Below are 23,630 nucleotides of genomic sequence, written 5' to 3'. Positions count from 1 at the left end.
CATCCCAGACCGAGAAAATCGCTCAAGAAAGATGTGATCCGCCCTCATTTCGAAGCTCATCCACCAGATTCAGGAAGACCCGTAGATCCTTGTGCTCAAATCATCCGATTGTGGGACGGGCTCTATTTAGGGTGAAAAAATTGACGTGTTTTCTATGACGTAGTTTCAGAGGAGTGCAAAGGCTTTCTGGCGCAGGGTCTGAAAATTGGCAGCAAAGGGTGGGAAAAGCCCGCCAAGTCACTTTCTCGAAGCTGTCTTGACCTTGGCGATCCGGAAAAACACATTCCGGCCATGTCAGACGAACGTCGCCCGTTTTCATCGCCAATGCTGGATGGTCCTGATCGCGCCCCTTCGCGCGGGATGCTTTATGCCGTCGGGTTCGAAAAGGAGGATTTCGCCAAGCCTCAGATCGGGATTGCCTCGACCTGGTCGCAGGTGACGCCGTGCAACATCCACATCGATCGCTTGGCCAGGGAGTCGGCCAAGGGTGCGGATGCCGCAGGTGGCAAGGCGGTCATTTTCAACACGATCACGATTTCCGACGGGATCTCGATGGGCACGGAGGGGATGAAATACTCGTTGGTGTCGCGCGAGGTGATTGCCGATTCGATCGAGACGGTGGTTGGCTGCGAGGGGATGGATGGCTTTGTGGCGATCGGCGGTTGCGACAAGAACATGCCGGCTTGTGTGATGGCGATGGCGCGGATGAACCGGCCGAGCGTGTTTGCCTACGGCGGCACGATTCTGCCGGGATGTGCGACGATCAAGGGCAAGGAAGAGGAGTTGGACATCGTTTCGATTTTCGAAGCCGTCGGCAAACACGCGGCGGGGGAATACTCTGATGAAGATCTGGAGAAGGTGGAGAGCTGTGCGATTCCCGGTGAGGGTTCGTGCGGAGGGATGTACACGGCAAACACGATGGCTTCGGCGATCGAGGCGCTGGGCATGAGCCTGCCTAACAGCTCGGCGCAGGCAGCGGTTTCCGATGAGAAGATGCAGGACTGCTTTGATGCGGGCGCGGCGGTGCTGAATCTGATCGAGAAGGGGATCAAGCCGAGAGACATCATGACCCGCGAGGCCTTTGAGAATGCGATCACGGTGGTGATTGCGCTCGGTGGATCGACCAATGCGGTCCTTCACTTGCTCGGCATGGCTCACGCTGCCGAAGTGGAACTCTCCATTGATGACTTTACCGAGATTGGCAAGCGCGTGCCCTTGCTGGCGGACCTGAAGCCGAGTGGACGTTTTGTAATGGCGGAGCTCGTGAGAATTGGTGGCACGGTGCCCCTGATGCGGATGCTGCTTGAGGCGGGTCTTTTGCACGGTGACTGCATGACGGTGACCGGCAAGACGATGGCGGAGAATCTCGCCAACTCACCGCTCTACTATCCCGAGGGGCAGGAGGTGATTCGGCCGCTCGACAATCCGATCAAGAAAGACAGCCACCTGCGGATTCTTTATGGAAACCTCGCGCCAGGAGGTGCGGTGGCAAAGATCACCGGCAAGGAGGGCGAGGCCTTTATTGGTAAGGCCAAGGTTTTCGACTCCGAAGATGAGGCGATGAAGTCGATTCTCGCTGGCGGCATTCAGGATGGCGATGTGATCGTGATCCGTCGCGAGGGGCCGAAGGGCGGCCCGGGAATGCGTGAGATGCTTGGGCCGACGAGCGCGATCATGGGGCGTGGTCTGGGCAAGAAGGTGGCCTTGATTACCGACGGACGCTTCTCCGGAGGAAGCCACGGATTCGTGGTGGGCCACATTACGCCTGAAGCCTTCGAGGGTGGGCCGATCGGGTTGCTGGTTGATGGCGATGAGATCACCATTGATGCGGTAAACAACCAGATTTCCGTGAACCTCGACGATGATGCCCTGCAAGCACGGCGTGACAACTGGACTCAACCGGAGCCGCGTTATCGCCGCGGAGTCCTGGCGAAATATGCCAAGCTGGTTACCAGTGCGAGCGAAGGCGCGGTGACGGACAAGAACCTTTGAGCTTGGTTGTGGCACGCTCGCTTTCAACATAGAACCGCCCGGCTCCTTGTGGAAGCCGGGCGGTGAGGGATGGGGGCAGATTTGCGCTCCAGGCGCTTCAGGGAAGATCGCTGGGCGGCAGGACCCCGATGTAGTCCTGCTCGAACTCGTCGTTGGTATCCTCGACGAGGTTCAACGGACGAAATTGGGTCGAGTGGCTGTCGACTTGAAATTGAAGGGTCATCAAATCGCGGTTGGTTTCGCTGATCTGATCACGCAGGTAGCGGTTCTGGGTGACCAACTCGGCGAGCAGACGCTTGAGGTCGCCCTCACTTCCGGAAATGGCCGGCATACTCTCCTGCCGAGGCATGGTTGAAAGAGCAGCTTCATTCCTGGCGAGTGTTTGCTGCAGGGAATCGTTTTGCCGTTTCATTTCGTCAACCAGCGAGCGGGCATCGTGCGAGTTGCTGGCGATTCGTGCGGGACCGGTTGAGGTGGATGGCATGCCGTTGGCGCGGGTCATGCCGGCAAAGGCGACCATCTTGTCAACGGAGTGGTAATGTGAGGCGGCAGCTCCCACCATCATGGCGAGGGCGATCCCGGATACAATTGGCAGGGTGAGTGCGGATTTCATGGCTGAGGTGTGGGTGAATCTTCAGGTTCAGGTCCGGGGAGAGAGGTGAGGAGTTCATCGAGACGCTTGGCGGCCTCATCGAGTCGGCTGGAGTTGTCGTCCAAACTCATGATCGAATCGGCGAGGACGGCTCCGATGGTGTCCTTCTGAACGTAGTGAGCTTCTGGATCAAATCCCGGTTCGCGGAGACCGAAAACCATTTCACCGTCGGCGTCGGGCACGAGCAGGTGAGGGCGGATTGTTAGAGTGACCGTGCTGCCACTGGCGAGTTCCACTTTCTTGGCAAATGGTGGGACGTCTTCGGGATGGACGAGCTTCCAGCCGGAAGGTGGCGTGCTGAGTGGCTTGGCAGGGAAGGGGGCGAGAAGTTTGATTCGGGACGCATCGACTTGGGCATTCGATGATCCTGCTTCGACTTCCACACGCACGCCGCTGGGTTCTTCCTGAGTCACTGGCGGAGCATCATCAAGCAAGGTGTCTTCCGGAGGATTACCGGTGACGAGTATGGGTGAGGTCTCCTGATCTCCCATGACGCCCAAGTCCACAGTGACGGAGGGGCCGGTGTTGGCGACCGATTCCGCTTCGAGCAGGGCGGAAAGAACGGGATCGCGCTCCGAGTCTTTCGGGGCAATGTCTTGAGCGATCGCCAGTGAAGCGAACGAGAGCAGGGCAAGAGGTGTTCTCATGGGGTCTCGATCTCGATGGAGTTGGTGGTGTTGAGAGTCGCTTCACGTGAAGCGCCGATCCCCTGGTTCTCGGGAAGTGTCGGGCTGTCGGCACGCAGAGCGCTTTCGGGAATTGAGGAAACGACGAGTTCGTCCCACTCGGAAATCAGCGTCACGGCTTCTTCGCGAAGGGAGCGTGATTTCTCTTGGTAGGAACCAATGCGGGTCAGAAGCGAACGGGCTTTGGCCACATCGTCCTGAGTCCAGCGAACGGCACCGCTCTGATAGAGAACGGGCACATCCAGGATGACTCGTCCCAGATCATCTCCCTCCGTACTTTGTGCACCAAGGACGTGCTGGATGCGGAGGTTTGTCTCTTCGAAAGCACTGCCATTGCCTTGCAGGTTTTGCGGCTCACTGGCACGAATTCGCGGCGACTTGCGGTCAGAATCCGGTGAGGTGAGATCGCTGTCGGCAGGCTTCAAGCTCTCAATGGGTGAGGCAGCGAGGGCAGGTGATAGTTGCTGCGATGATTCCGTGACGATGACCGGCTTGTTGATGTAGAGGAAACAAAAGGCACCTGCCATGAGAGTGCTCACACCGAGCAGCCAGGGATAGGCTCGCTGAGTCGGGCAGCTGGTGCGTCGCTGATTGGTGCTGGTGGCACCGAGTTCGAGAGCGCGACGGGTCAGAACCGGCTTCTCCGCTTGCGGAGCAGGTTGGGACGCTGGGCTGGTGGGTAAGGGGCGCATGATACTAGCGATCGGCAGTCGGTTCTGGCTTGGATTGAACGGATACAGCCTTGGGCGGCGGCGCGAGTTGGGCGTGGGTGACCACGATCTGATCGGAGACGCCGGGAAAGGTCGTGATGGTGAGACTATCCTGCGTCAGGCGAAGCTGGCGGAAGATGCCGGATTGCTCGGATGTCGCTTGCACACCGGGAACGACCTCCAGCGCACCACCTGCGGATTTCTGACGTCCGATGCCATCGGAGCGATAGATCGTGTAGTCGCTCGCACTTTCCGAATCACTGCTGGTGGAGATCCGCACGCTGATGCCATCCGTGTAGGCACTGAGGCGAAGAGGCTTGATGGCAACCGGGAGCACCTGGCCGGCGGTGACCTTGAGGCGCGACTTGATGATGAAATCGCCGATATGACGAAATTCTTCCGCACCGGCAACAAGGGTGCCGATGACGGTCAGGAGGGCGGTTGTCGCAAGTAATCTCATTCTCCCACGTCCCATAGCGAATCATTCGGACTACCGGACGGATCGTAAGTCGTACCGGATGAGTCCTTCACAACGGGGGGAGAAACATTGACGTTGATGGACCTCAGGGCCTTATCGAGGCCCTTGATCTTTGGAAAGTCGGCGCGTCGGTTTGGAATATAGGGCAGAAGCTTGGCTTCTGTCAGGGAGCTCAGCGGAGCTGTCGGGTTGTCCGCCAGATAGGTCCGCTGGGCGATATAGACGCTGCGCAGGGTTTCGGAAGCTTCCTTGCCTGCTTGCCACTTCTCGATGCCCCGAGTTCCGAGGGTCCCCATGCTGACGAGTGCCAACAGAACCATAATGACGATTGTCATTTCAAGCAGGGTGAACCCTACAGGCGACTGCGGCTGGTTTGCGGAACAAGGATTTCTCATGAACTGACAAGATTTGAAGTTATGGAACTTGGAAGGGGTTGAAAAGAAGGAAATCTAAAATATCTTTATCCTTTAAGTATTTCGATCGATTCGCGGAGGTTCTTTTGGAATTCGGGATCCGACCAGAGAGCCCGGATGGCGTTGGTGGCGATGAAAAGGAAGATGCCGGCGACGAGAACCCATGCGAGCCACCAGGTGACCGACTTTTCCTTTGGGGCCAACAGATGGACATGCCAGCCGGTGCGATCTACGACGCGGGTGGTGAACATCTGGTTGTGGGACTTGAACTGAGCGATGAGCGCATCCGCAGCTATCGAGCTCCGCGCGATGTAGCGATGCTTGTATTTCCGGCCCGGTGCCTCGGGTAGGTCTTCGGCACGGATGCCGCCGGGAAGCTCTTCGGGTGGCCGCAGTGAGTAAACATGAATCTCATGAACGAACTTCTCGCGAAGCCAGCGATCGAAACGGGTGAGTTGCATGAGATCAGAATTGTTTGTTGGCTCAGCCACCGACGCCGCCCTGCATCATCTTCGGACCCATCAGGAAGATTGGAAGGAAGGTGCCGATGAAGACCGCAGCGATCAGCATCACGGCGATGATGAGGACGATGAAATTCACGACGGCGGTGAAGGTCGCCATGTGTGTCTCGGCGTCTTCCTCATACATCTGGGATAGCATATCGAGTTGGTTGTCCAGCGAGGCGGACTTCTCACCGATGGAGAGCATGTGGACGACCTGGGTGTCGACCGAGGTATACTTTGCGAAAGCGGTGGACAGGGGCACTCCGGAATTCTCGTATTTGTCGGCAGCGTCGCGGAGCTCCTTGTAGAACGGAGTGCCCTTGACGCTGTTTGCCGAGACTCGGATCGATTTCGCGAGATTGATGCCATTGCCATGGAGCAGCTTGATGGTGCCCAGGAAGGTCATCTGCCGGAGGCTCATGACCAGTTGGCGGAGCAGGCGCCACTTCGACATCGCCAGGCCGAGGATGGTGTTGCGTACCTGGTTCGAGCGCCAGATGGCGATGATCACGCCAATGACGGCAAGCACCACGATCCACCAGATGTCCTGAGTGGTGTGGGCGACGGCGAAGGAAATGGCGGTGAGGCCGTCGGGTTTCTGGTTCACCGAACTGAGCATTTCTTCCACCTGCGGCACGATCTTGACTTGAGAGATAACGAAAGCGCCGCTGAGCACTGTGATGACGACCGCAGGCATCATGGTCGCCTTCTTGACCGCTTTGGTGAAGTAGAGTTCGCTGGTGAAACGCGCGGCCAGCGACTTGAAGGCCTCGTCCATCTTGCCCGCGTCGGCACCCGCCTGAATCAGACCGATGATCATGTCGTTGAAGCGGCCGGTTCGGCGAAAGGCCTCGTGGACGCTGATGCCGGAGGCGATGTCCTCCCTGATTTGCATGAGGGCGTCGGCCATGACCTTGTTTGGGAGGCCCTGGCCGAAGTATTTGAGGGCGTCGGCCGTATTGATCTGGGCGCGCAGCATCGAGCTGAGACCACGGAAGAGGGTGACGAGCTCTTTTTTGGTGAAGGGCTTCGGTCCTGCCTTTTTGCCGAGGGAAATCTCCTTCGACATCCCGCCCTTCTTCTTGGAAGAGGAGGGAGTTTGAGGCTTGGCGGAAGGTGTGGCTGTGGCGGCGGCGCTACTCATCGGAATAGGTCATGTCGATTACTTTGGAGACGGCCGCGAGGTCCGTTTTGCCCTCCTTGAGGAGGCGGAGACCGCTCTTGCGGAGATTGGGAAGTACGCCTTCTTCCTGGATTTTCACTTCCAGTTCGTAAGGTGAGATCTCGCCCTTGGAAAGTTGGTCGGAGACCTTTGGAGAGATCGGAATGATCTCAAGAATGGCGGTCCGGCCGCTGTAGCCCGTGCCACGGCACTCGGCGCAGCCGCCCTGAGCAGCTACGAAGTTCGGGACGTTGGTCCAGCTTTCATCAAGACAGAAGATGCGGCGGTCCTTCTCGCTGATGCCTTCTTTCGCTTCCTTGCAGTAGGGGCAGAGGATCTTGATCAGACGTTGGGCGCAGGCGGCCTTGAGGGTCTGGGCAATCTTCCACCGTTCGATGCCGAGCTGTTCGAAACGTTCGATGATTTGCGAGGCACGCGGGGTGTGAATGGTGGTCAGCACCTTGTGCCCGGTTACCGCCGCTTCGATCGCGAGTTCGGCGGACTCGATGTCGCGGACCTCACCCATGAGGATGATATCCGGGTCGCTCCGCATGAAGGAGGCGATCATCGGTTTGAATTCCTTCGGGCTCTTGAGGTCGCAGTGGGTGATGCCGGCGACCTCGTCCTCCACCGGGTTTTCCAGGGTGAGGATATTGACTTCGGGGCGGTTGAGGTCGCGGAGGATCGCGTTGAGAGTCGTTGATTTTCCCGAGCCGGTGGGGCCGCTCATGACGATGATTCCCGCAGGAACCTTCATCACCTTGTGGAGTTCAAACATGGTTTCCTCGTCGAAGGCGAGGGTGCCCTTGCCGAGGGTGACGTTGATGTTTCCTTTATCGAGGAGACGCATCGTGACGTGGTAGCCACGATAGGTGCGGTGCCGTTCGTAACGAATATCGATCGGACGATGGAAGTAGGAGATGGTGAAGCGGCCGGAGATGCCTGGGACAGTGTTCCGAATTTCGGTCGGAAGCTTCATCAGGTTCAGAAGGAAGGCGTCGAGACGGTCCTTCAACTTCATGGGAATCTCCACTTTCGGCTGGAGATCGCCGTCAACCCGGAAACTGTAGTAGAAGACCTCTTTCTCAACCTTGAAGTGAATGTCGGAAGCACGAGTCTTGACCGCATCCGCCATGATCGTGGCGATCAGTTGGGCCATCGGCTCGGTATGGTCGGTGGTGACATCGAAGTCGCGGATGTTTTCATCGGAATCCTCGACGTCGATGGCTTCGAGTTCCGACCGGCTCGGGCCGTTGCTCCTGCCGACCGATTCGATGGCTCGGCTGACCTCGGAGGCGAGGGTGACGATCTTGACGATCTCGAGATCTGGGAATCGGGGTGCGAGGTATTCGTCCGCCTGCGGGCTCCAGGGATTGGCGATGGCGACGATCAGTTTGTCGCCACTGATGCAGATCGGGCTGAAGAAGCCGCGGGTGAGTGCCGTTGGATCGCAGTAGGTGTGGAGTGATGCCTCACAGAATTCCGCGACCTTGGGGAAGAAGGGGAGGCCATTGATCTGGGCGACCGCAGCCATGAAGCAGCTTCGTGTGACCCGGTTGGCGACCTGATCCTGAGGGAGCTCGGAATACTGAGCATCATGCTCTGACAGCGCCTGCATGATGCGGCCGCTGATCAGGTCGTTGAACGACATGCCATCGAAATCAATCACAGTCCGAAATGTTTGCGGGTCAGGAAACTCCAACTGTCGTAGTCGATCCGGACAGCGGTAGTGAAGGGCTTGATGCCGAAGCGCCGGCTAACAGCAGCGCGGACTTCTTCCGCCATGATGCGTGCTGCGATCGGGTTAAGCGCACCGGTTCCAATCGAGTCGGTGTCTTCCGCGTAGATCACCGGCGACGTTAGAGCCCGGGCGAGTTCGTGCAGCTGGGTGTAGGCTTCATAAAAGCTTGAGGGTGCCATGAGCTTGCCGGCGAAGGGGATCAGGGGAGGAGAGGGGGAGATGACTCCGGCGACCGCGTGGCTGATACGCGCGGTCTCGATCCCCATGCGCTCCTCTTCGGTTCCTTGAATGCGGGCAAGCAGGTAAATGAGATCTTCTGACTCCCCGGCTGTGAGTGCGTGGCCGAAACGTAGACGAACGCGCGCAATCTCCTCACCGGAGGCAACCTTTGAATTCTCGAAGGCCTCGATGGTGAGGTTCAGGCACTCCGTCAGGCATTCCTCGATGGACCTTCCGCCGGAAGCGGTAGGCTTTGGATTGAGTGTTTCGGCTGCGCTCATGATTCGATGGTGTGATCAGCGGCGACGGGCGCGGCTGAAGCGGGTCGGGCTGCTGCCAGCACTTGAGTCCATCGCTTCTACGGGTGAGGAGTTCAGTGACTTCGGCGAGGTGCCACGTGCCCGGACCGGTTGCTCGGTCGGCATTTCGTCAGTTCTCGGATAGTAGGGTGCCGGCTGTGGCTCGAGTCCGCGCAGTGAACGGCGGAGATTCGGCTCATAGGCGGGTCCGGGATTTTGCGGATCCACCCAGTCGTGGTCGCGGGTGAGGCTCAGGCTGGTGTGAATCTGGTTTGAGTGGATGCCGGTGGAGCGAATACTCGTCGGGTCATATGAGGAGGGTGTGACAATGAAGACGAGGCTGGACTGCTCTTTGGTGGTTTCACTGCTCTTGAAGAAAAAGTTCAGGAACGGGATGTCACCGAGAATCGGCACCTTGTTGTCCTTTTTCGAATCGGCCTCGCCATAGAAGCCTCCGACGACGAGAGAGTGGCCGTCTGGGACCCGTGAGATGGATTCAATCATGGACTCGGTGACCCGTGGGTAGCGGTTACCCGTTTGAGCACTGACGATTTCCTCGACGATCTGGGCGGAACGAGGGCGAAGGCTCATACGAATGGTGCTGTCCGGCAGGAGTTGTGGGGTGACGACCATTGAGATACCGATTTCCCGGTGTTTATCCGGCTCCTCCGTGATGCTCGGATCGCTGGCGTCAATCTTGTAACGGACCTCTTCACTCACGCTTGAAACATCGCCGGTTCCCTGGTTGGTGGTCGTGGTGATAATGGGGACCCGATCAATGATCGAAATGGAGCCTTGTTCGTTGTCCTCGGTGATGAGAGTTGGGTTTGAGATTTGAGTGACGAGTGCACCTTCTGCCAATGCACGCAGGACGCCGTCGAGTTCGATGGGGCTCAAGACCAGGTTGGTGTCGGCACCACCGGGGATGGAGGAGGCGGGAGAGGATGGGAGACCAAAAACCGAGTTGAGATCACGTGACAGGCTGATGGCGGTGCCGTCTTTGCCGAGGGATCCGGACCAATCGATACCGGTGCGTTCGGCGACCTCGCTGTTCACGCGGAGGATCTTGGTCTCAACGATGATCTGGCTCTTTTGCTTGTCGATGTTGTGCAGCATCGAGCGGGCCTGTTCGATCCGGTGCGAGGTATCGATGATGATGATCGTATTCGTCTTTGGCTCGAAGTTGACGATGCCTGTACCGGGAGTGAGGACCGGTTGGATCAGTGCCTTGATCTGCTCGATGTCGGTCGGGCGGAGATACTTGAGTTGGTAAGTGAACTCGGTGTTGGGAAGCTGGCTGAGTTGCGCCTGAGTGAGGGCATAGACCGTGTTGCCTTTGGTATAAAGCATCAGGCCATACATGAAGGCGAGTTCCTCCATCTGCTGCAGGGGATTGCCGTCGTTGAGGTGACCGGTCACGCGATACTCCGGCGTGGCGATCTTCACATTGTGGAAATACTGGCGGCCGGCTTGCTTGGCGAGGAATTGGAAGATGTCATTGAGGGAAGCATCCTTGATGAGATAGCCTTCGTCTGATTCTTGAATCTGCTGTTCGGTACCCTCTTCTGCTCCGGTTGCATTGATTGGCTCGCTTGGCGGAGTGACCGGTTCAACCGGTGGAAACCCTGGTTGATCCGTTGGAAGTGGTGGGAGCCCGCCTGGCTGACTCGATCCATCGATTGGTAAATTGACGTCGCCGGGACTTCCTGGAGCAGGAGGCGCGGGCGGTGGTGGAAGATCAGGTAAGCCAGCATCAACCGGTGGCGAGAGATCACCGCCGGGTGTGTTGGCTTCATCCTGTCCGTGCAAGGACAGGCTCGGAAGAACGAAGCAGGCTGCGATTAGTAAGGCGGATTTCATTTTCATTGCCGTTAGGTGGTTGTGGTCAGATTCAGCGGCGGGAAGAGACGGGGTTGTCAGGGCGGGCATCGAGTGGAGCCGGGGAGTTCTTTGAAACCATGCCCGGAGGATGGAGAGCAACGCCGCGCTCCATGCCTTCAGGTGTGAGTCCGAGGGAGAGATTTGCTGTTTCACCGGTGATCCCATGGCGGAAATTGACGGAGTTGGCCTCGATGGCCATCACATGGACGGAAATCGGCTTTTCCTTACCAACATCGAGTTCGATCCGGTCACCGACGCGGAAACTGCGTTCGCCTACCAAGAAGAGTTGCTTGGCGGGCACCACAGCTGTGATGTTGATTCGAGCGATGATATCCGAGAAGGGCGTGACGGGCTCTGGCTGGGGTTTCGAAATTCCGGGCCGGGGAGCTACGGGTTGGGGAGGTTTGAAATTCGGATCCTGGTGGCGGGCAAAGGGATCGAGGTCGCGTGTCCGCATGGAGAACGAACTTGAGAGCGCCTGGACATAGTTGTCGAGATCAAGTCCCGCATAACGTGAGGGGGATGCAAGAAGCTCGGACTCGGCTTCCTTATCGATGACCTGCATCTGCACGACGTCCGCAGACTTCTGCAGTACGTCATTGTTAGATTTGTCTTCCAACTGGAAATTTTCAGCGGACTGGGCACCCAAGCTCGTGCTCAGACCGAACAGGATGAGGGTGGACAGGGTGATGTGGTAAACTTTCATTCTTCCCAAGCGGTGTAGGTGACCTGGACACTCAGGCTGCTGGATTGGCTGCTAGGTTCGATGCGCATCTCCTGAAGTTGGAGCTGAGGCATGCGGCTTTCGAGTTCGAGGAGGGCCTTCTGCATGGAGCGGTAGGTGGCGCGGAAAGCGAGACCGACCTGAGTGGAGTTCTGTGCCGATGCTCCGGCGAAGCCCTTCCTGCCGGTCGGATGTTCTTGGGCGGTCTTCTGGAACTCCTTGGATGGGAGGCGGTCTTCGATCTCGCGGAGATTGGAAGTGATGGAGCTGGCGGTCTCATCCGAGACGAGGGCTTGCCAGCGTTCGATATGCTGTCGCTTCTTACTGACTTCGGCCTCCAGGGTGAGAGCCATCATCTTGTTCTTCTCGAAGCCCTCAAAGTGGGCGATCTTCTCGTCGAAGGCCTGTTGGATCTTGGCCTTTACCATGACAGCGACGGCGATCAAGACAATGCCGATGATGATGGGCAGGGTGAAGCCGAAGATGGCGATGGATTGACGGTAGCGGTTCATCGGATCAGGGTGCTTTGGCGACGTTGAGGGCCATCGGGTCGGCGGCCTCGAAGCGCTGGGTGATGGTGAGATCGAACATGAAGGGGTAGCTGCTCGGGTCGCCGTCGACCCTATCCTCGGGAGGCATCGGCTTGTAGGCACCGTGTTCGAGGGTCTTCACGTTGACCACGACGCTGCGGCTGGGCAGATCGGTACGGTAGGCTTGGTTTCCGGTGACGCGGGCGACTTCGGTGAAGGCCGCCGAAATGCCCTCGCGGGTGTTCAGGTCGGCGAGCCGCTCTAGCGCTTCTTCCCGTGCCAGACCGCTGATGCGCCATTCCTTGATGAAGCCGGCATGGGTCTGCCCTGGGGCGACTTCCGGTGAGCTGGTATGGGTGTAACTTTTGACGAGGAATCCGCTCTTGTCCGGGAAAAGCCGTGCCAGGAATTCCATCGAGGCCCAGCCTTTGGATCGATCTTCCAGAAGGTTCTCCCAGTGTTCCGATTTCCTGCGTTCGAGTCCGAGGATTTTCAAGCGTCCGTCCAGAGCGGCGGCTTCTCTCTGGTCGAAGGCCCACTCCGGTTTGCGGAGCATGCTCAGCGAAGAAAGAGCGACCCAGCAGAGCGTCAGCAACACCGCGGCGACGAGGCCGATTCGGGTGAATTTCGCGATGCGAAGCAGCTTCATTTCTCCACGGATCGGGAAAACGTCGGCTTCGGCCGTTGGGATCGGCAGGAAATCCTGGGTGGTCCAGCCTTCACTCAGCAGGGTGGAGAAGGTGTGGGAACTCGCGATGGGTGTTTCCGGGGCCTCTTTGTTGCTTGCCGAAATGATCATTTCCGGGGTGACGGTGGGCGCGTTGGCGATACTGAAACGCGTTTGCGACCAATCGACCTCGCGGATGGTACTGCTCTCAAAGACCGTTTTAAGATCGGGAACGATCTGGGCATCCGGATCGCCGGAGAGGGGGAGGACAATGACTTCCGGGCTGGACATTTCCAAGGCGGTGGCGGTGGTGGCCACGGCATGACGGAGGTTCGAGGGACGGCGCTGACCGCGGTGCTGGAGGGTGCGTAGCAGCAGCAGGTCTCCGTGCTCATTGAAGAAGGCGAGGACGGTGAAGCTGGAATACGGGAGAACCGCAATCATTGGAGCCCCACAGGCATCCGTCTTGATCTCCGGCAAGGTCAGCAGCGCGAGCAAGGGGGCGCTCACCGCGGTGACGACGACCGGGAAATTTTTGAGGTTGCCGCAGGCCCGCAGGGCGGCGACGAACTCCGAGGCTTGCCGGCTCAGGATGATCGCGGTGGCGATCGCCCTGTCACCAGAGCTGGTGTAGGGCATCAGCCTCCATGAGTGGTCATCGGCGGAAAGAGAGGAGTCGTCGAGGACGGAAAAAGGATCATGAACGATCGTCTCGCGCAGTTCGCCGAGGGCACCGGGATTGTCGAGTTCCGGTTTGATCTCGGTGGTGGCGAACTCATCGGCGACATGGAGGACGATGCCGAGTGAGGTGGCGCCGTCCTTGCTGACCATCGCGATGGCTTCGGCGGCAAAGGCGGAGGCCTTGGCGGGCTCGAGGATCAGTTCCTCGGATAGCTCGGGACCGGCGGTCCAAGCGCCGGTGGAAAGTCGGTGAATCCACGAATCGGCGCGTGTGCCGTCGATCCGGAGGTGGAGTTGAAACTCCTGTTCGAAAGGACTCTGATACCATCCGTCATTCGTGGCACGGCTGGTGCCGCGCAGGAACGAAGAGGCCTGGCGATAGAGTTGGAGCGGATTGAGCTCCGATGGATGTTGGGTGGCGACCAAAATGGGACAGGGTGAACAGTTGCATGGATGGGGGGAGCGAAAGGGTGGGGAGAGATGGCCTCCCGCCGCGAGCGGCGGGAGGCTGTTTATGATGGGTCGTCCGAGCTAGAGAATCAGTCGAACGAACCTGCTGGATTTACCACTCGGCGTACTCGCTCGCTGAGGTGTAGAAGTACTCAGGATCCGAAGCAGGATTCGTGATGTAGAGTTCTCCCACAGCTGGGTTGGTTCCCAGGTAAGTGTACGCCGCAAGCGATGGCGCTGGAGGCGTTGGCTCAGACAAGTAGGCTGGGAAGATGACGGTTGCGGCTACGGCACCACCTGCGGTGGCTCCGTCTCCTTCGGCGATTCCGTTCATGTTGGCGTGACCGCGGACAGCCTGCTGCACGTTGCGCACGTTGAGGATGTTGGCGGAACGGTCGGAACCCTTCTTCCAGGCGCGGGCGCCGATGAAGAGGATCGAGATGAGCGAAAGAAGAACGAGGATGACGACCGTCAATTCAAGAAGGGTCATGCCTTTGTTCTTACGCTTGGTGTGTTGATTCAGTTTCATGTGTGTGTGTGTGTGTTTAGGGTGTGTTGTTTTGTCTTTTCTTCAGCTGGAGATCGGTCGGTGATCGGCTTTGACCATGAGGTCGTTTACTTTCTGCCGGCGGTCTCGAGATTGTATTGGAAATTGGATTTACCAGTGCTGGTAGTTCGGTGGTTGGTGGGCGGCCTGGGTGGCGAGCGAGCAGTTCAGCGCGAGGCTGCCGAGCGGGGGAATCGTGGAGGAGTAGGTGTAGTGGCCAGCGCTGGGGCAGTGGGGCCTGTTGGCGACCGGTTTGTTGGGTCCGACGAATTCGTGCTCGATGTTGAGCGGCGCGTTCGGGGCCAGGTTGTGAAGGCGTTGAAAGGAGCGGACGATCAGTTGCATGTTGCTGATGTTGTTCAGGCAGGCGGTCTGGTCCGAACGCTTCCTGAGGTTGCTGCTCTTCACGAAGACCATCGCAACGAGAGCGACCAGGGCGAGGATGACGATGACCGATTCGGTCAAGGTCATGCCGCTTGGTCGGCTGATGTCTCTGGAGCGTGGTGGCTTCATGCGGGTGGAAGTGATAAGATGGGAGCGTTGGTTCAGAGGACTTCGGAGTCGTCGCGGTTCATTCTGGCGTTCTCGAAAGTTTCGTGGGTGATGAGTCCTTGGCGGAGAAGTCGTTCGAGGTTGCTATCCCACTCGATATTTCCCGCTCTGGATATTACGTCTTCGAGTGATCTCGCACCGCCATCGTAGTTGGCAATTGCGCTTGACACGGCGTCGTCGTTGTTTTGCAGGAATTCGTAGGTGAGCACGCGGCGTTCGACGCCGTTGAGCAGTCCTTGCGAGTGGATGAAGACGAGAATTTCAGCGAGGCGGGAGAGCACCGAGAGGTGACTTTCGCGCGGATACAGTTCGAGGATACGACCGATGGTTTTGACCGCTCCGGTGGTGTGAAGGGTGGACAGGACAAGGTGACCGGTCTGAGCTGCCTCCATGCAGGTCTCCATGGCCTCGCGGTCGCGGATCTCACCGAGGAGAATGACGTGTGGTGCTTTCCGGAGCACGTCCTTGAGTCCCTGGCGGTAGGAGTGCACGTCGCGTCCGACTTCTTGCTGCGTGACGATCGAAGGCGAGGGCGTGCGACGGCCGGGAAACTCCGGGTCTTCCATGTCGTCCGGATACTGGTATTCGATCGGATCTTCGACCGTCACGATATGCTTCGGGTGATTCTGACGGAGCCAGTCGATCAGGGAAGCAAGCGTGGTGGATTTGCCTGAACCCGTCGGGCCGGTCACCAAGCAAAGGCCGGCACGCTTCTGGACGGCGGCGCGAAGAATCGAATTCGTATCGGGATCGATGCCGAGTGACGAGAGTTCTGGAATGAAATCGTTGAGAATACGGCAGGTGATTCCGAGACCCGAGGCGCTGAGGTGGGCCTGAATACGCAGTCGGCCGGACTTTTCCCCGTTGTCACCCATCGGGATGCCGTCGCAGGAGAAATCGGCGACCTTGCGCTCGGCGAAGTCGCGAATGGCGATGGCGATCTTTTCTTCGGTGCGGCTCTCGAGGCTGTTTTCCTCGCCGAAACCGTGGCTGCCGCTCTCGCGGTTGGAGATGAGTTCCTTGAGGATCTCATCCATGTGCGCAGCGGTGAGAATGCCAAGAGGTTCGAGTTTCTCCACGCCCTTGTTGGTGTGGATGTAAACCGGCCGCTCGGAACGCATCTGAATATCGGAGACACGGAGTTCCTTGCAGACGCGGAAGATGATGCCGAGGAGTTCGCTGCCGCGCATGCCCGGCCGGAAGTAAACCGGTGCATCGGGAACCGCCGGTCTGGCGGCCGGGATCGGAGGCGGGGAGTCGTGTGCTGCGGTGAAGACACTCATGACTTTTCGGAACTTGCCGCTTGGTGGAGTGTTTCGTTGTCGATGCGGATGATGGCCTTTTCAGCGCTCTCACGAATCTTCATGGTGAAGGTGGAGCGGTCGAGAACCTCCTGCTGGCGGAGCTTGGAAAGAAGATCCCAGGTGCCGTTCTTGGAGGCCTCTTCGAGTAGTTCGAAGTGGCGGCGGAGGCAGAAATCGACAACCGTGAGCTGCTGGTGCATCTGCTCAGGGGTGTAGCGCTGCTCCGGATCCATGAGCATGTACTGCAGGATGTTATGGGCGGCGGTGGCAGCGGTGAGAGCGGGTCGCGGGTCGTTGGTTTCGCGGAGGCAGTAGCGGATGGTGGCCTCAGAGAGGGCGTTGGCCCGCTGGCTGCCTTTCTCGTATCCATCGCCGGAAGTGCCGAGGCTGTCGTGAGTCAGGAAGAGATGGTAACTATTATAGTTCCCGTAGTGGGATGGATCGAGTTCGTAGGCAAAGCGGAGCTTTTTCTCGATCTCGCGGCGCAGGTAGAATTTGTGAGCGGGAGTCTTCGGGTTGGGGTTGGTGCGTTTGGTCGCGATGGCGGTGATCCTGTCGATGAGATCAGGCTTCGCATGCGCCACTTTCTCGGAGCTGCCACAGGGTTCCTCACAATGGCTGTGCCCGCAGGATGAGGCAGTGTCGCCGTCGGCGGGGCCACCACTCTCTAAAGTGCCATGCCAGTCGTCGTCGATGCGGCCTTGGATTGCCATGGCGATGACCTGTCCGTAGGGGCTGCGCTTGATGCCCAATGGATTCGGTTCGAAGTTGAAAGCGCCGCTCTGTTCAAGGCGGCTACCGGAATACGTCCAGACAGCGGCACCCGCGATAGCGAGGATGCAGATGGTGGTAGTGTTTCGGAATTTCATGGCTGGGACGGGCACTTGAATGATTCTGATCGGCAGGCGCTTGTCAGGCGGAGACTTTGGTTCGGAAGATCATCCGGGAAATCGCAACGTAGAGGAGCAGGATGCCTGCGAAGTAGGCGAGGAGCAGAGGAAACTGACCCCATTCGATGGCCCCGAGCTTGTAGCGCAGGCGTTCGGTCGGGTCGGCAAGATGGTAGTGGGGAGAGACGGTCCAAAGCCACTTGGCGATCGGGTTGGATCCGAGGTCTAGCAGCATTTTCATGTAGCCGACGCCATAGAGACCGTAGCTGCAGAGGCCGGCGGAGAGAATGAATCCGGTGAGTCCTCCGAAGCGGGAGGCGATCGAGCATGCGAGCGCGATGAGTGGCAGGACAACGAGCGCGAAGAGGATCGAGTACTGCAGATTGGTGGCGATCCACATGCTCCGCTCGTCAGCAAGGGCGGGGCTGGCTGCAAGGATGCAGACAAGGGCGGCGCCGAGACCCAGTGGGGCGACGAAGATCGAGACGGCTGCCCAGATCTCTACCAGTTGGCGGCCTGGCGAGATGCCGGTGGACTGAAAGTATTCGCCTGTGCCGGAGCGGGCGTTTTTCTCACCGAGAGTCGAGGCGGCGAAGAGCCCCCAGAAGATCGCGCAAAGCCAGGCGAGGCTCCAGGCTGCCTGGGCGAGCGCAGGTTTGAAAAGTACGGGGTTCTCCGTACTGCTTGAGAGGTAAGGAAGAACGAAGGGGAAAATCAGAACCAGAAGGGCGCAAATCGCCCATGACTTCCGGCGGAAGATGGTGGACAGAGTGAGCTTGAATAGTCGCATGGCTAGTTCGGGAAAAAAGGGAGGGACGCTTAGTTGAGCTGGTTCTTGAGTTGGGTCCAGGTCTGCGAGGCGTCGTTGGTGTGCTGAATGGTGCCGTCCTGAATGAGCAGGGCGCTCGGCATGGCCATCGAATCATAATCCGGATGGCAGCTGACCAGACGCAGGGTCTTGTCGGCGCTCATCTTCCAGATGTCTTCAAAGGCGGCGCGTGCATGGGCATCGAGACCACTGAAGGGCTCATCGAGCAGCAGGATGTTTGAAACGCTAGGGTCCAGCGAATACTCAGCAACGATGAGGCTGGTCTTGCGGCGATTGCCGGTGGAAAGCTTGCCGTAGGGCTTCTTGAGATCGAGCTCGATGCGCTCGGCGAGTTCCGAGGCGGCTGCCAGACGGGCAGCGGGAATCATGGCCTTGAAAATGGCGAAAACGGGGATTTCCTCATCGAAGCGGAGATCCTCGGGAACATACTGCATTCTTCCCTCTGCCTCGACCGAACCATCAATCTGCTTGAGGCTGCGTGAAATGGTTCGAAGCAGGGTGGTCTTTCCGCGGCCGTTTCTGGCGAGCAGGAAGTGAGTTCCGGATTCCAGATTGATGGAGTCCACGGTCTTGGCGAGCGGCGTCTGGTAACCAATGGTCAATCCAGAGCTGAGCTTGAGGTGGGGTGTTCCGTCCGACATGGAAATGATCAGGGAAGTAAGGTGGTTCTATCCAGGGGACCTAAATATTCAAGGTTAATTAAATACTTCGGCGGCGACTTGGTTTGGTTTTTATGAATGTTAGGAAATATTTGCAATATTTTTTTGAACGTTTTTCAACTTTGGTGGTCAGTCAGGTGGGAAAAGCTATCAGGAGAGCTTATTAGTAAGGTTTTATTTAATAAATGATTTTGGAATTCGGGGTTTTTTTGGAGCTCCGCCACCTAATTTTCTCCTTCGGGGGGTTTCGGGGCTTTTCTGCGTGACGGGTGAGGGCGGGCTGTTACAACCCCGCCACTTCGAAAGGATGGCGGGAAAACTGACCTACCAGCAGGCTGGGGTGGATACGCGACGAGCGGCCGCCTTAGTGGGTGATATCCGGGGCCACGTGGCCAGGACTCAGAAGAATCGTCGGCTTTTGGGGGCGTTTGGCCTCTTTGCGGCCGGTTACGATCTGAGTGCCTACCGCGAGCCGGTTATCGTGACGGGATGCGATGGCGTCGGGACCAAGCTGGAGCTGCTCCTTGAGCGGGATTTGCTTGAAACTGCAGGCAAGGACCTGGTCGCCATGAGCGTGAACGATATCCTGACGACCGGCGGAGATCCGCTGATGTTTCTGGATTACATTGGGATTTCCAAGCTCGACGAGGACCGCATCACCCGCCTGATCGGGGGGATGGCGGATTATCTGGAGGCGTGCAATTGTATTTTGGCGGGTGGTGAGACGGCGGAAATGCCGGGCATCGTGCCTGAAGATGTGATTGAGCTCTCTGGATTCTGCATCGGATGTTCGGAGAAGTCGGAACTCATTGATCCTACGACAATCGCAGTGGGTGATGTGCTGGTTGGCTACGCTTCTGACAGTATTCACGCCAATGGCTGGAGCTTGGTGCGTCGGGTTTTGAAGGAGTTTCCGGGAGAAATCACCGAAGATGAGCTTGCGGTGCTGCTGAGGCCGACCCGTCTCTATCACGATGTGGTCGCCGGACTGAAAGAGGCCGGCGTGAGGCCGCGGGCGATGTCCCATATCACAGGTGGAGGTCTCCCCGAGAATCTGGAGCGTCTGTTCCGTGGTTGCGGGGCGGATCTTGAGATTCCCAAGTGGGAGCTGCCGGGGATCGACAAGTTGTTGTCTCATGTGGACGCCGACGACCGCTTCCATACCTTCAACATGGGCTTCGGATGGGTGGCGATCGTGGCGCCGGAGGATGCGGACGCAGCGGTGAAGGCTGGCCCTGGTGGGACGGTGCTTGGAACCATGGTTGACACTGAGGGCGTTCGAGTAAGGGTCCGCGGCGAATGATCAGCTTTCACCGATGAGCGATTTTCTAACCCACGAGTGCGGCATTGCAGCGGTGCGCCTGCGCAAGCCGCTGGAATACTTCCACGACCGCTACGGCAGCGCGCTGTGGGGGTTCAACAAGCTCTTTCTCCTGATGGAGAAGCAACACAATCGCGGCCAGGACGGGATCGGGATCGGTTGCAACAAACTCAACGTGCCGACCGGAGAACCCTATGTGTTTCGCCGGCGGAGCAGTGAGCGGGATGCGCTTTCGGCGATTTTCCGAAAGGAAATCAAGAATCTCTTCAAGATGGGCCGTAAATCCGGGCTCGATCCCAAGGATCCAGCGGTCGTGCGCGAGCATTTTGACTTTGGCGGAGAGGTGCTGATGGGGCACCTCCGTTACGGGACTTCCGGAGAGTTCGATGGAGGCTCATGTCATCCCTATTTGCGCCGCAGCAACTGGCCAACGCGGACCTTGATGGTGATGGGGAACTTCAACATGACCAATACGGGATCGCTGAACCAGACGCTGATCGAGCGTGGGCAGCATCCGGTGTTTGGCACGGACACCCAGACGGTGCTTGAGGAAATCGGATTCCATCTCGATGAGGCGCACACCGACATCTACCGGCGTCTTCGCGATGAAAATGTTTCCGGCAAGGACATGCCGGACATGATTTCCAAGGAGCTCGATCTGGAGCGGATTGTGGCGGAGTCTGCGGCCCCTTGGGATGGGGGCTACACCATCTGCGGAGCAGTCGGGAATGGCGACATGTTCGTGATGCGGGATCCCTGCGGAATCCGGCCATGCCACATGCTGATCACCGATGAGGTGATCGCCTTTGCTTCGGAGCGTGTGCCGTTGATGACGGTGTTCGAGGCCGACGAGAAGCAGGTCAAGGCGCTCGATCCAGGAGCGGTCATCACGATCAAGTCCGACGGCTCGATTCACGATGGCCAGTTTGCCACTCCGAAAAAGTATCTGCCCTGCTCCTTCGAGCGGATTTATTTTTCCCGTGGCAACGATCCGCAGATCTACCGTGAGCGCAAGGCGATGGGAGCCGCACTCGTGGATCAAGTGGTGGATGCGATTGAAGGGCCGATGGAAAATGCGGTCTTTTCCTTCGTTCCCAATACAGCTGAAACGGCGTGGTACGGGCTGATGGATGGCTTGCGTGTATTCCGTCGGCAGCAGGTCCGTTCGGAGATCCTCAAGGCGCAGGCCGAAGGGACGCTCGACGAGAAGACGCTCGATGACCTGATTCTTCGCAACTGGCCACGTGGTGAGAAAATCGCGCACAAGGACATCAAGATGCGCACCTTCATTGCCCAGGAGAAGGGTCGCGATCTGCTGGTCTCTCACGTTTACGACATCACTTACGGAGTCGTGAAGCCGAACGATGCCTTGGTGGCATTGGACGATTCGATTGTCCGTGGAACCACGCTCAAGAAATCGATTCTCAAGATCCTCTCGCGGACTTCGCCGCGGAAGATCGTGGTTTGCTCGACGGCACCGCAGATTCGTTATCCGGATTGTTACGGGATCGATATGTCCGAGCTCGGTAAGTTCATTGCCTTCCAGGCGGCGGTCGCGCTGCATCGTCGGGCCGGTCGTCAGTCGCTGTTAGATCGTATTTACGAGGAGTGTCGCGAGGAGTTGAAAAAGCCAGCCGACCAGATGGTCAATCGGGTGAAGGGAGTCTACGACCCATTCACCGCCGAGGAGATTTCCGCGGAGATCAGCCGCATGGTGACTCCCGAAGAAAATGAGTGGCACGGAGAAGTCCAAGTGATCTTCCAGACCATCGAGAATCTTCATGCTGCGATCAAGGGTCCTTGCGGAGACTGGTATTTCACGGGTGATTACCCAACGCCGGGCGGCTATGCGACCGTGAATCTTGCCTATGTCAGGTGGTTCGACGGCATCGGAGGCCGGAGCTACGACTTGCCGCTGTAGCATCTTGCTTCAAGTGAGTCATGGATCCTTTGATCGCGAGATCAGGGGGATTCAAGGCTTCCCGTGAAGCTTCTCTGGCTTGGGGTCGTGCTACCGTGTGAGAGCTAGCGAACGCCGTCGGCTGCAATCAGCTCATCGAGCTTCTTGGCCATGGACGCGGCCTTTTCGGGGTTTTGGTCGATGAGGTTGTTTTGCTCGCCTGGATCGGACTCGAGGTTGTAGAGCTCCGGCTTTTTGGAGGGATTCTTTCCGTTCTGCTTCCTTCTGAGAGGAGTGTTGGAGATGTATTTCCAGTCTCCGGTGCGGAGGGCGAAGGTGCGGGCTTCCTGGATCATGTAGGGAAGGCCTTCTTCGTTCTCTCCGAGAAAGGAAGAGAGGGTATTGCGGCTGTCGGGGGCCTGGTCTTTGGAGAGCTCCAGCCCGAGCAGGGATGCGAAGGACGCGAGGAAGTCGATCTGGTTGACCATGGCCTTCGAGGTGCCGGGCTTGATTCGGGCGGGCCAGCGAATGATCAGCGGAACACGAGTGCCGCCTTCGTAGATCTGGTACTTGCCGCCGCGCCAGATGCCCGAACCATCGTGACCATTGTCTGCTTCCTTGGTCGAAGTGTGAACGGTCGTGCCATCATCGTAGCCATCGTCGTAGACCGGACCGTTGTCGCTGGAGAAAATGACGATGGTGTTTTCGGTTAGTCCGTGTTCTTCGAGAGCCTTCATGATTTCACCGGTCGACCAGTCGAATTGCACCATCGCATCACCGCGGAAGCCGAGCTTGGTCGAGCCCTTGAAACGCGGGTGGGGGGCGCGCGGGACGTGGATGTCCTGCGAGGCGAAGTAGAGGAAGAAGGGCTTGTCCTTGTTGTCCGCGATGTAGCGTTTGGCTTGCTTGACGAACTCATCGGCCATCGTTTCATCATTCCAAAGAGCGGACTTTCCTCCCGACTGGTAGCCGATGCGACCGATACCATTGATCACGCTGTTGTTGTGGCCATGGGTGCTCTGGTAGTAGGTCATCGCCTCGGGCTGGGTGAGGCCGTTCGGATATTGGGTGCTGCCGGGCCGCTGCACGTCGGCAAGCGTGTTGCCGACATGAAGCGGGTCCTTTGGGTCGAGTCCGACGACATGGTGGCCGTCGAGATAGACGCAAGGGACGCGATCGTTGGTGGAGGGGAGAAGAAATGAAGAGTCGAAGCCGATTTCGAGCGGGCCCGGCTTGACCGCGCCATTCCAATCCGTGGCGACGCCTTTCTTGCCGATGCCCAGGTGCCATTTGCCGACAACTCCGGTGTGATAACCGGCCTGCTTGAAGAGTTTGGGAAGGGTCAGAATGTCGGTTGGAATGGAGAGCGGAGCGTTCGGAGGCAGGATGCTGACTCCGTAGCGGAAGCCGTGAACGCCAGTGAGCAGGCTGAAACGGGATGGGGTGCAGGTAGCGGCGGAACAATGACCATCGGTGAAGTTCAGTCCTGCCGCGGCGAGAGCATCAATGTTCGGAGTCTTGATCAGCTTGGCTCCATTCACGCTGACATCATTGAAGCCGACATCGTCGCCGTAGATGATGACGACGTTGGGTTTCCCGGCCGCGGTGAGGGTGCCGACCATGCAAAGGAGGGAGGTTCCGATTCGACGGATGAAGTGTTTCGGTTTCATGCGATGGCTTGTGGTGGATGAAGTTGAGAAAGCGATTGGATCTGGCTCGCCATTTTGCCCTCATGCAAGAGTCGAGAAAATCGTCTTTTTGCTGGTCCCTGTATCCCTGGGAGCCCGCCATCAGTCAACGTAGGCCTTTTCCTCGTTCTTCCAAGGGTGTCGCAGTTTGG

23 protein-coding genes are annotated in these 23,630 nt (G+C 58.2%); 3 read left to right on the top strand and 20 right to left on the bottom strand.

Annotated elements, in window-relative coordinates:
* The first annotated feature begins 291 nt into the window (after positions 1-291).
* Positions 292-1,992, top strand: coding sequence for a dihydroxy-acid dehydratase (gene ilvD, locus WBG04_RS13370; RefSeq protein ID WP_424314944.1), 1,701 nt, complete (start codon positions 292-294; stop codon positions 1,990-1,992).
* A 97-nt stretch (positions 1,993-2,089) separates the two neighbouring features.
* On the opposite strand, the gene WBG04_RS13365 is transcribed toward ilvD, so the two are convergent.
* The 19 genes from WBG04_RS13365 to WBG04_RS13275 form a co-directional block, all read right to left on the bottom strand.
* Positions 2,090-2,605: a hypothetical protein gene (locus WBG04_RS13365; RefSeq protein WP_424314942.1), complete on the bottom strand. Its 516-nt coding sequence runs from the start codon at positions 2,603-2,605 to the stop codon at positions 2,090-2,092.
* The gene (locus WBG04_RS13360) at positions 2,602-3,291 is read right to left on the bottom strand and encodes a hypothetical protein (RefSeq protein WP_424314941.1); all 690 of its coding nucleotides are present in this window, start codon (positions 3,289-3,291) and stop codon (positions 2,602-2,604) included. The genes WBG04_RS13365 and WBG04_RS13360 overlap by 4 nt, the downstream gene beginning before the upstream one ends.
* On the bottom strand, positions 3,288-4,022 hold the full coding sequence (locus tag WBG04_RS13355; RefSeq protein WP_424314940.1) for a hypothetical protein: 735 nt from the start codon (positions 4,020-4,022) through the stop codon (positions 3,288-3,290). The genes WBG04_RS13360 and WBG04_RS13355 overlap by 4 nt, the downstream gene beginning before the upstream one ends.
* A gap of 4 nt (positions 4,023-4,026) precedes the next feature.
* A complete protein-coding gene (locus WBG04_RS13350) occupies positions 4,027-4,500 on the bottom strand; it encodes a hypothetical protein (protein WP_424314939.1) in 474 nt (157 codons plus the stop codon).
* On the bottom strand, positions 4,497-4,853 hold the full coding sequence (locus WBG04_RS13345; protein ID WP_424314937.1) for a hypothetical protein: 357 nt from the start codon (positions 4,851-4,853) through the stop codon (positions 4,497-4,499). The genes WBG04_RS13350 and WBG04_RS13345 overlap by 4 nt, the downstream gene beginning before the upstream one ends.
* Positions 4,854-4,978: 125 nt before the next feature.
* Positions 4,979-5,392, bottom strand: coding sequence for a hypothetical protein (locus tag WBG04_RS13340; RefSeq protein ID WP_424314936.1), 414 nt, complete (start codon positions 5,390-5,392; stop codon positions 4,979-4,981).
* A gap of 22 nt (positions 5,393-5,414) precedes the next feature.
* Entirely contained in the window at positions 5,415-6,578 is a 1,164-nt protein-coding gene (locus WBG04_RS13335; RefSeq protein ID WP_424314935.1) for a type II secretion system F family protein, read from the bottom strand.
* Positions 6,571-8,265 (bottom strand): GspE/PulE family protein, encoded by a 1,695-nt coding sequence (locus tag WBG04_RS13330; protein ID WP_424314934.1) that lies wholly within the window; start codon positions 8,263-8,265, stop codon positions 6,571-6,573. The genes WBG04_RS13335 and WBG04_RS13330 overlap by 8 nt, the downstream gene beginning before the upstream one ends.
* A complete protein-coding gene (locus WBG04_RS13325; RefSeq protein WP_424314932.1) occupies positions 8,262-8,837 on the bottom strand; it encodes a hypothetical protein in 576 nt (191 codons plus the stop codon). Before WBG04_RS13325 ends, WBG04_RS13330 begins: the two co-directional genes overlap by 4 nt.
* A gap of 15 nt (positions 8,838-8,852) precedes the next feature.
* On the bottom strand, positions 8,853-10,721 hold the full coding sequence (locus WBG04_RS13320) for a type II secretion system protein GspD (RefSeq protein ID WP_424314930.1): 1,869 nt from the start codon (positions 10,719-10,721) through the stop codon (positions 8,853-8,855).
* A 25-nt stretch (positions 10,722-10,746) separates the two neighbouring features.
* A complete protein-coding gene (locus WBG04_RS13315) occupies positions 10,747-11,442 on the bottom strand; it encodes a hypothetical protein (RefSeq protein ID WP_424314929.1) in 696 nt (231 codons plus the stop codon).
* The gene (locus WBG04_RS13310) at positions 11,439-11,972 is read right to left on the bottom strand and encodes a hypothetical protein (protein ID WP_424314927.1); all 534 of its coding nucleotides are present in this window, start codon (positions 11,970-11,972) and stop codon (positions 11,439-11,441) included. The genes WBG04_RS13315 and WBG04_RS13310 overlap by 4 nt, the downstream gene beginning before the upstream one ends.
* 4 nt (positions 11,973-11,976) lie before the next feature.
* A complete protein-coding gene (locus WBG04_RS13305; RefSeq protein WP_424314926.1) occupies positions 11,977-13,764 on the bottom strand; it encodes a hypothetical protein in 1,788 nt (595 codons plus the stop codon).
* 136 nt (positions 13,765-13,900) lie between these two features.
* On the bottom strand, positions 13,901-14,317 hold the full coding sequence (locus tag WBG04_RS13300) for a prepilin-type N-terminal cleavage/methylation domain-containing protein (protein WP_424314924.1): 417 nt from the start codon (positions 14,315-14,317) through the stop codon (positions 13,901-13,903).
* 129 nt (positions 14,318-14,446) lie between these two features.
* Complete coding sequence (locus tag WBG04_RS13295; protein WP_424314923.1) at positions 14,447-14,848, bottom strand: type II secretion system protein; 402 nt, start codon at positions 14,846-14,848, stop codon at positions 14,447-14,449.
* Between the two features lie 32 nt (positions 14,849-14,880).
* The gene (locus WBG04_RS13290) at positions 14,881-16,170 is read right to left on the bottom strand and encodes a type IV pilus twitching motility protein PilT (RefSeq protein WP_424314922.1); all 1,290 of its coding nucleotides are present in this window, start codon (positions 16,168-16,170) and stop codon (positions 14,881-14,883) included.
* A complete protein-coding gene (locus WBG04_RS13285; RefSeq protein WP_424314921.1) occupies positions 16,167-17,060 on the bottom strand; it encodes a hypothetical protein in 894 nt (297 codons plus the stop codon). The genes WBG04_RS13290 and WBG04_RS13285 overlap by 4 nt, the downstream gene beginning before the upstream one ends.
* Before the next feature lie 43 nt (positions 17,061-17,103).
* Complete coding sequence (locus tag WBG04_RS13280) at positions 17,104-17,871, bottom strand: hypothetical protein (protein ID WP_424314920.1); 768 nt, start codon at positions 17,869-17,871, stop codon at positions 17,104-17,106.
* Between the two features lie 29 nt (positions 17,872-17,900).
* The gene (locus WBG04_RS13275) at positions 17,901-18,551 is read right to left on the bottom strand and encodes an ATP-binding cassette domain-containing protein (protein ID WP_424314919.1); all 651 of its coding nucleotides are present in this window, start codon (positions 18,549-18,551) and stop codon (positions 17,901-17,903) included.
* A 325-nt stretch (positions 18,552-18,876) separates the two neighbouring features.
* Here WBG04_RS13275 and purM point away from each other — a divergent pair, with 325 nt between their 5' ends.
* Together purM and WBG04_RS13265 are read left to right on the top strand one after the other, a co-directional pair.
* Complete coding sequence (gene purM / locus WBG04_RS13270) at positions 18,877-19,872, top strand: phosphoribosylformylglycinamidine cyclo-ligase (RefSeq protein WP_424314918.1); 996 nt, start codon at positions 18,877-18,879, stop codon at positions 19,870-19,872.
* A gap of 13 nt (positions 19,873-19,885) precedes the next feature.
* Positions 19,886-21,811 (top strand): amidophosphoribosyltransferase, encoded by a 1,926-nt coding sequence (locus tag WBG04_RS13265; RefSeq protein ID WP_424314917.1) that lies wholly within the window; start codon positions 19,886-19,888, stop codon positions 21,809-21,811.
* Positions 21,812-21,915: 104 nt separating this feature from the next.
* Here the strand turns inward: WBG04_RS13265 and WBG04_RS13260 are convergent, their stop codons facing one another.
* Complete coding sequence (locus WBG04_RS13260) at positions 21,916-23,460, bottom strand: sulfatase-like hydrolase/transferase (protein ID WP_424314916.1); 1,545 nt, start codon at positions 23,458-23,460, stop codon at positions 21,916-21,918.
* Positions 23,461-23,630: the final 170 nt, after the last annotated feature.

The organism is Haloferula sp., assembly GCF_049672945.1.
In the GTDB taxonomy this organism is placed as follows: Bacteria; Verrucomicrobiota; Verrucomicrobiia; order Verrucomicrobiales; family Akkermansiaceae; genus Haloferula.
This window is presented reverse-complemented; position numbering and strand designations above follow the sequence as displayed.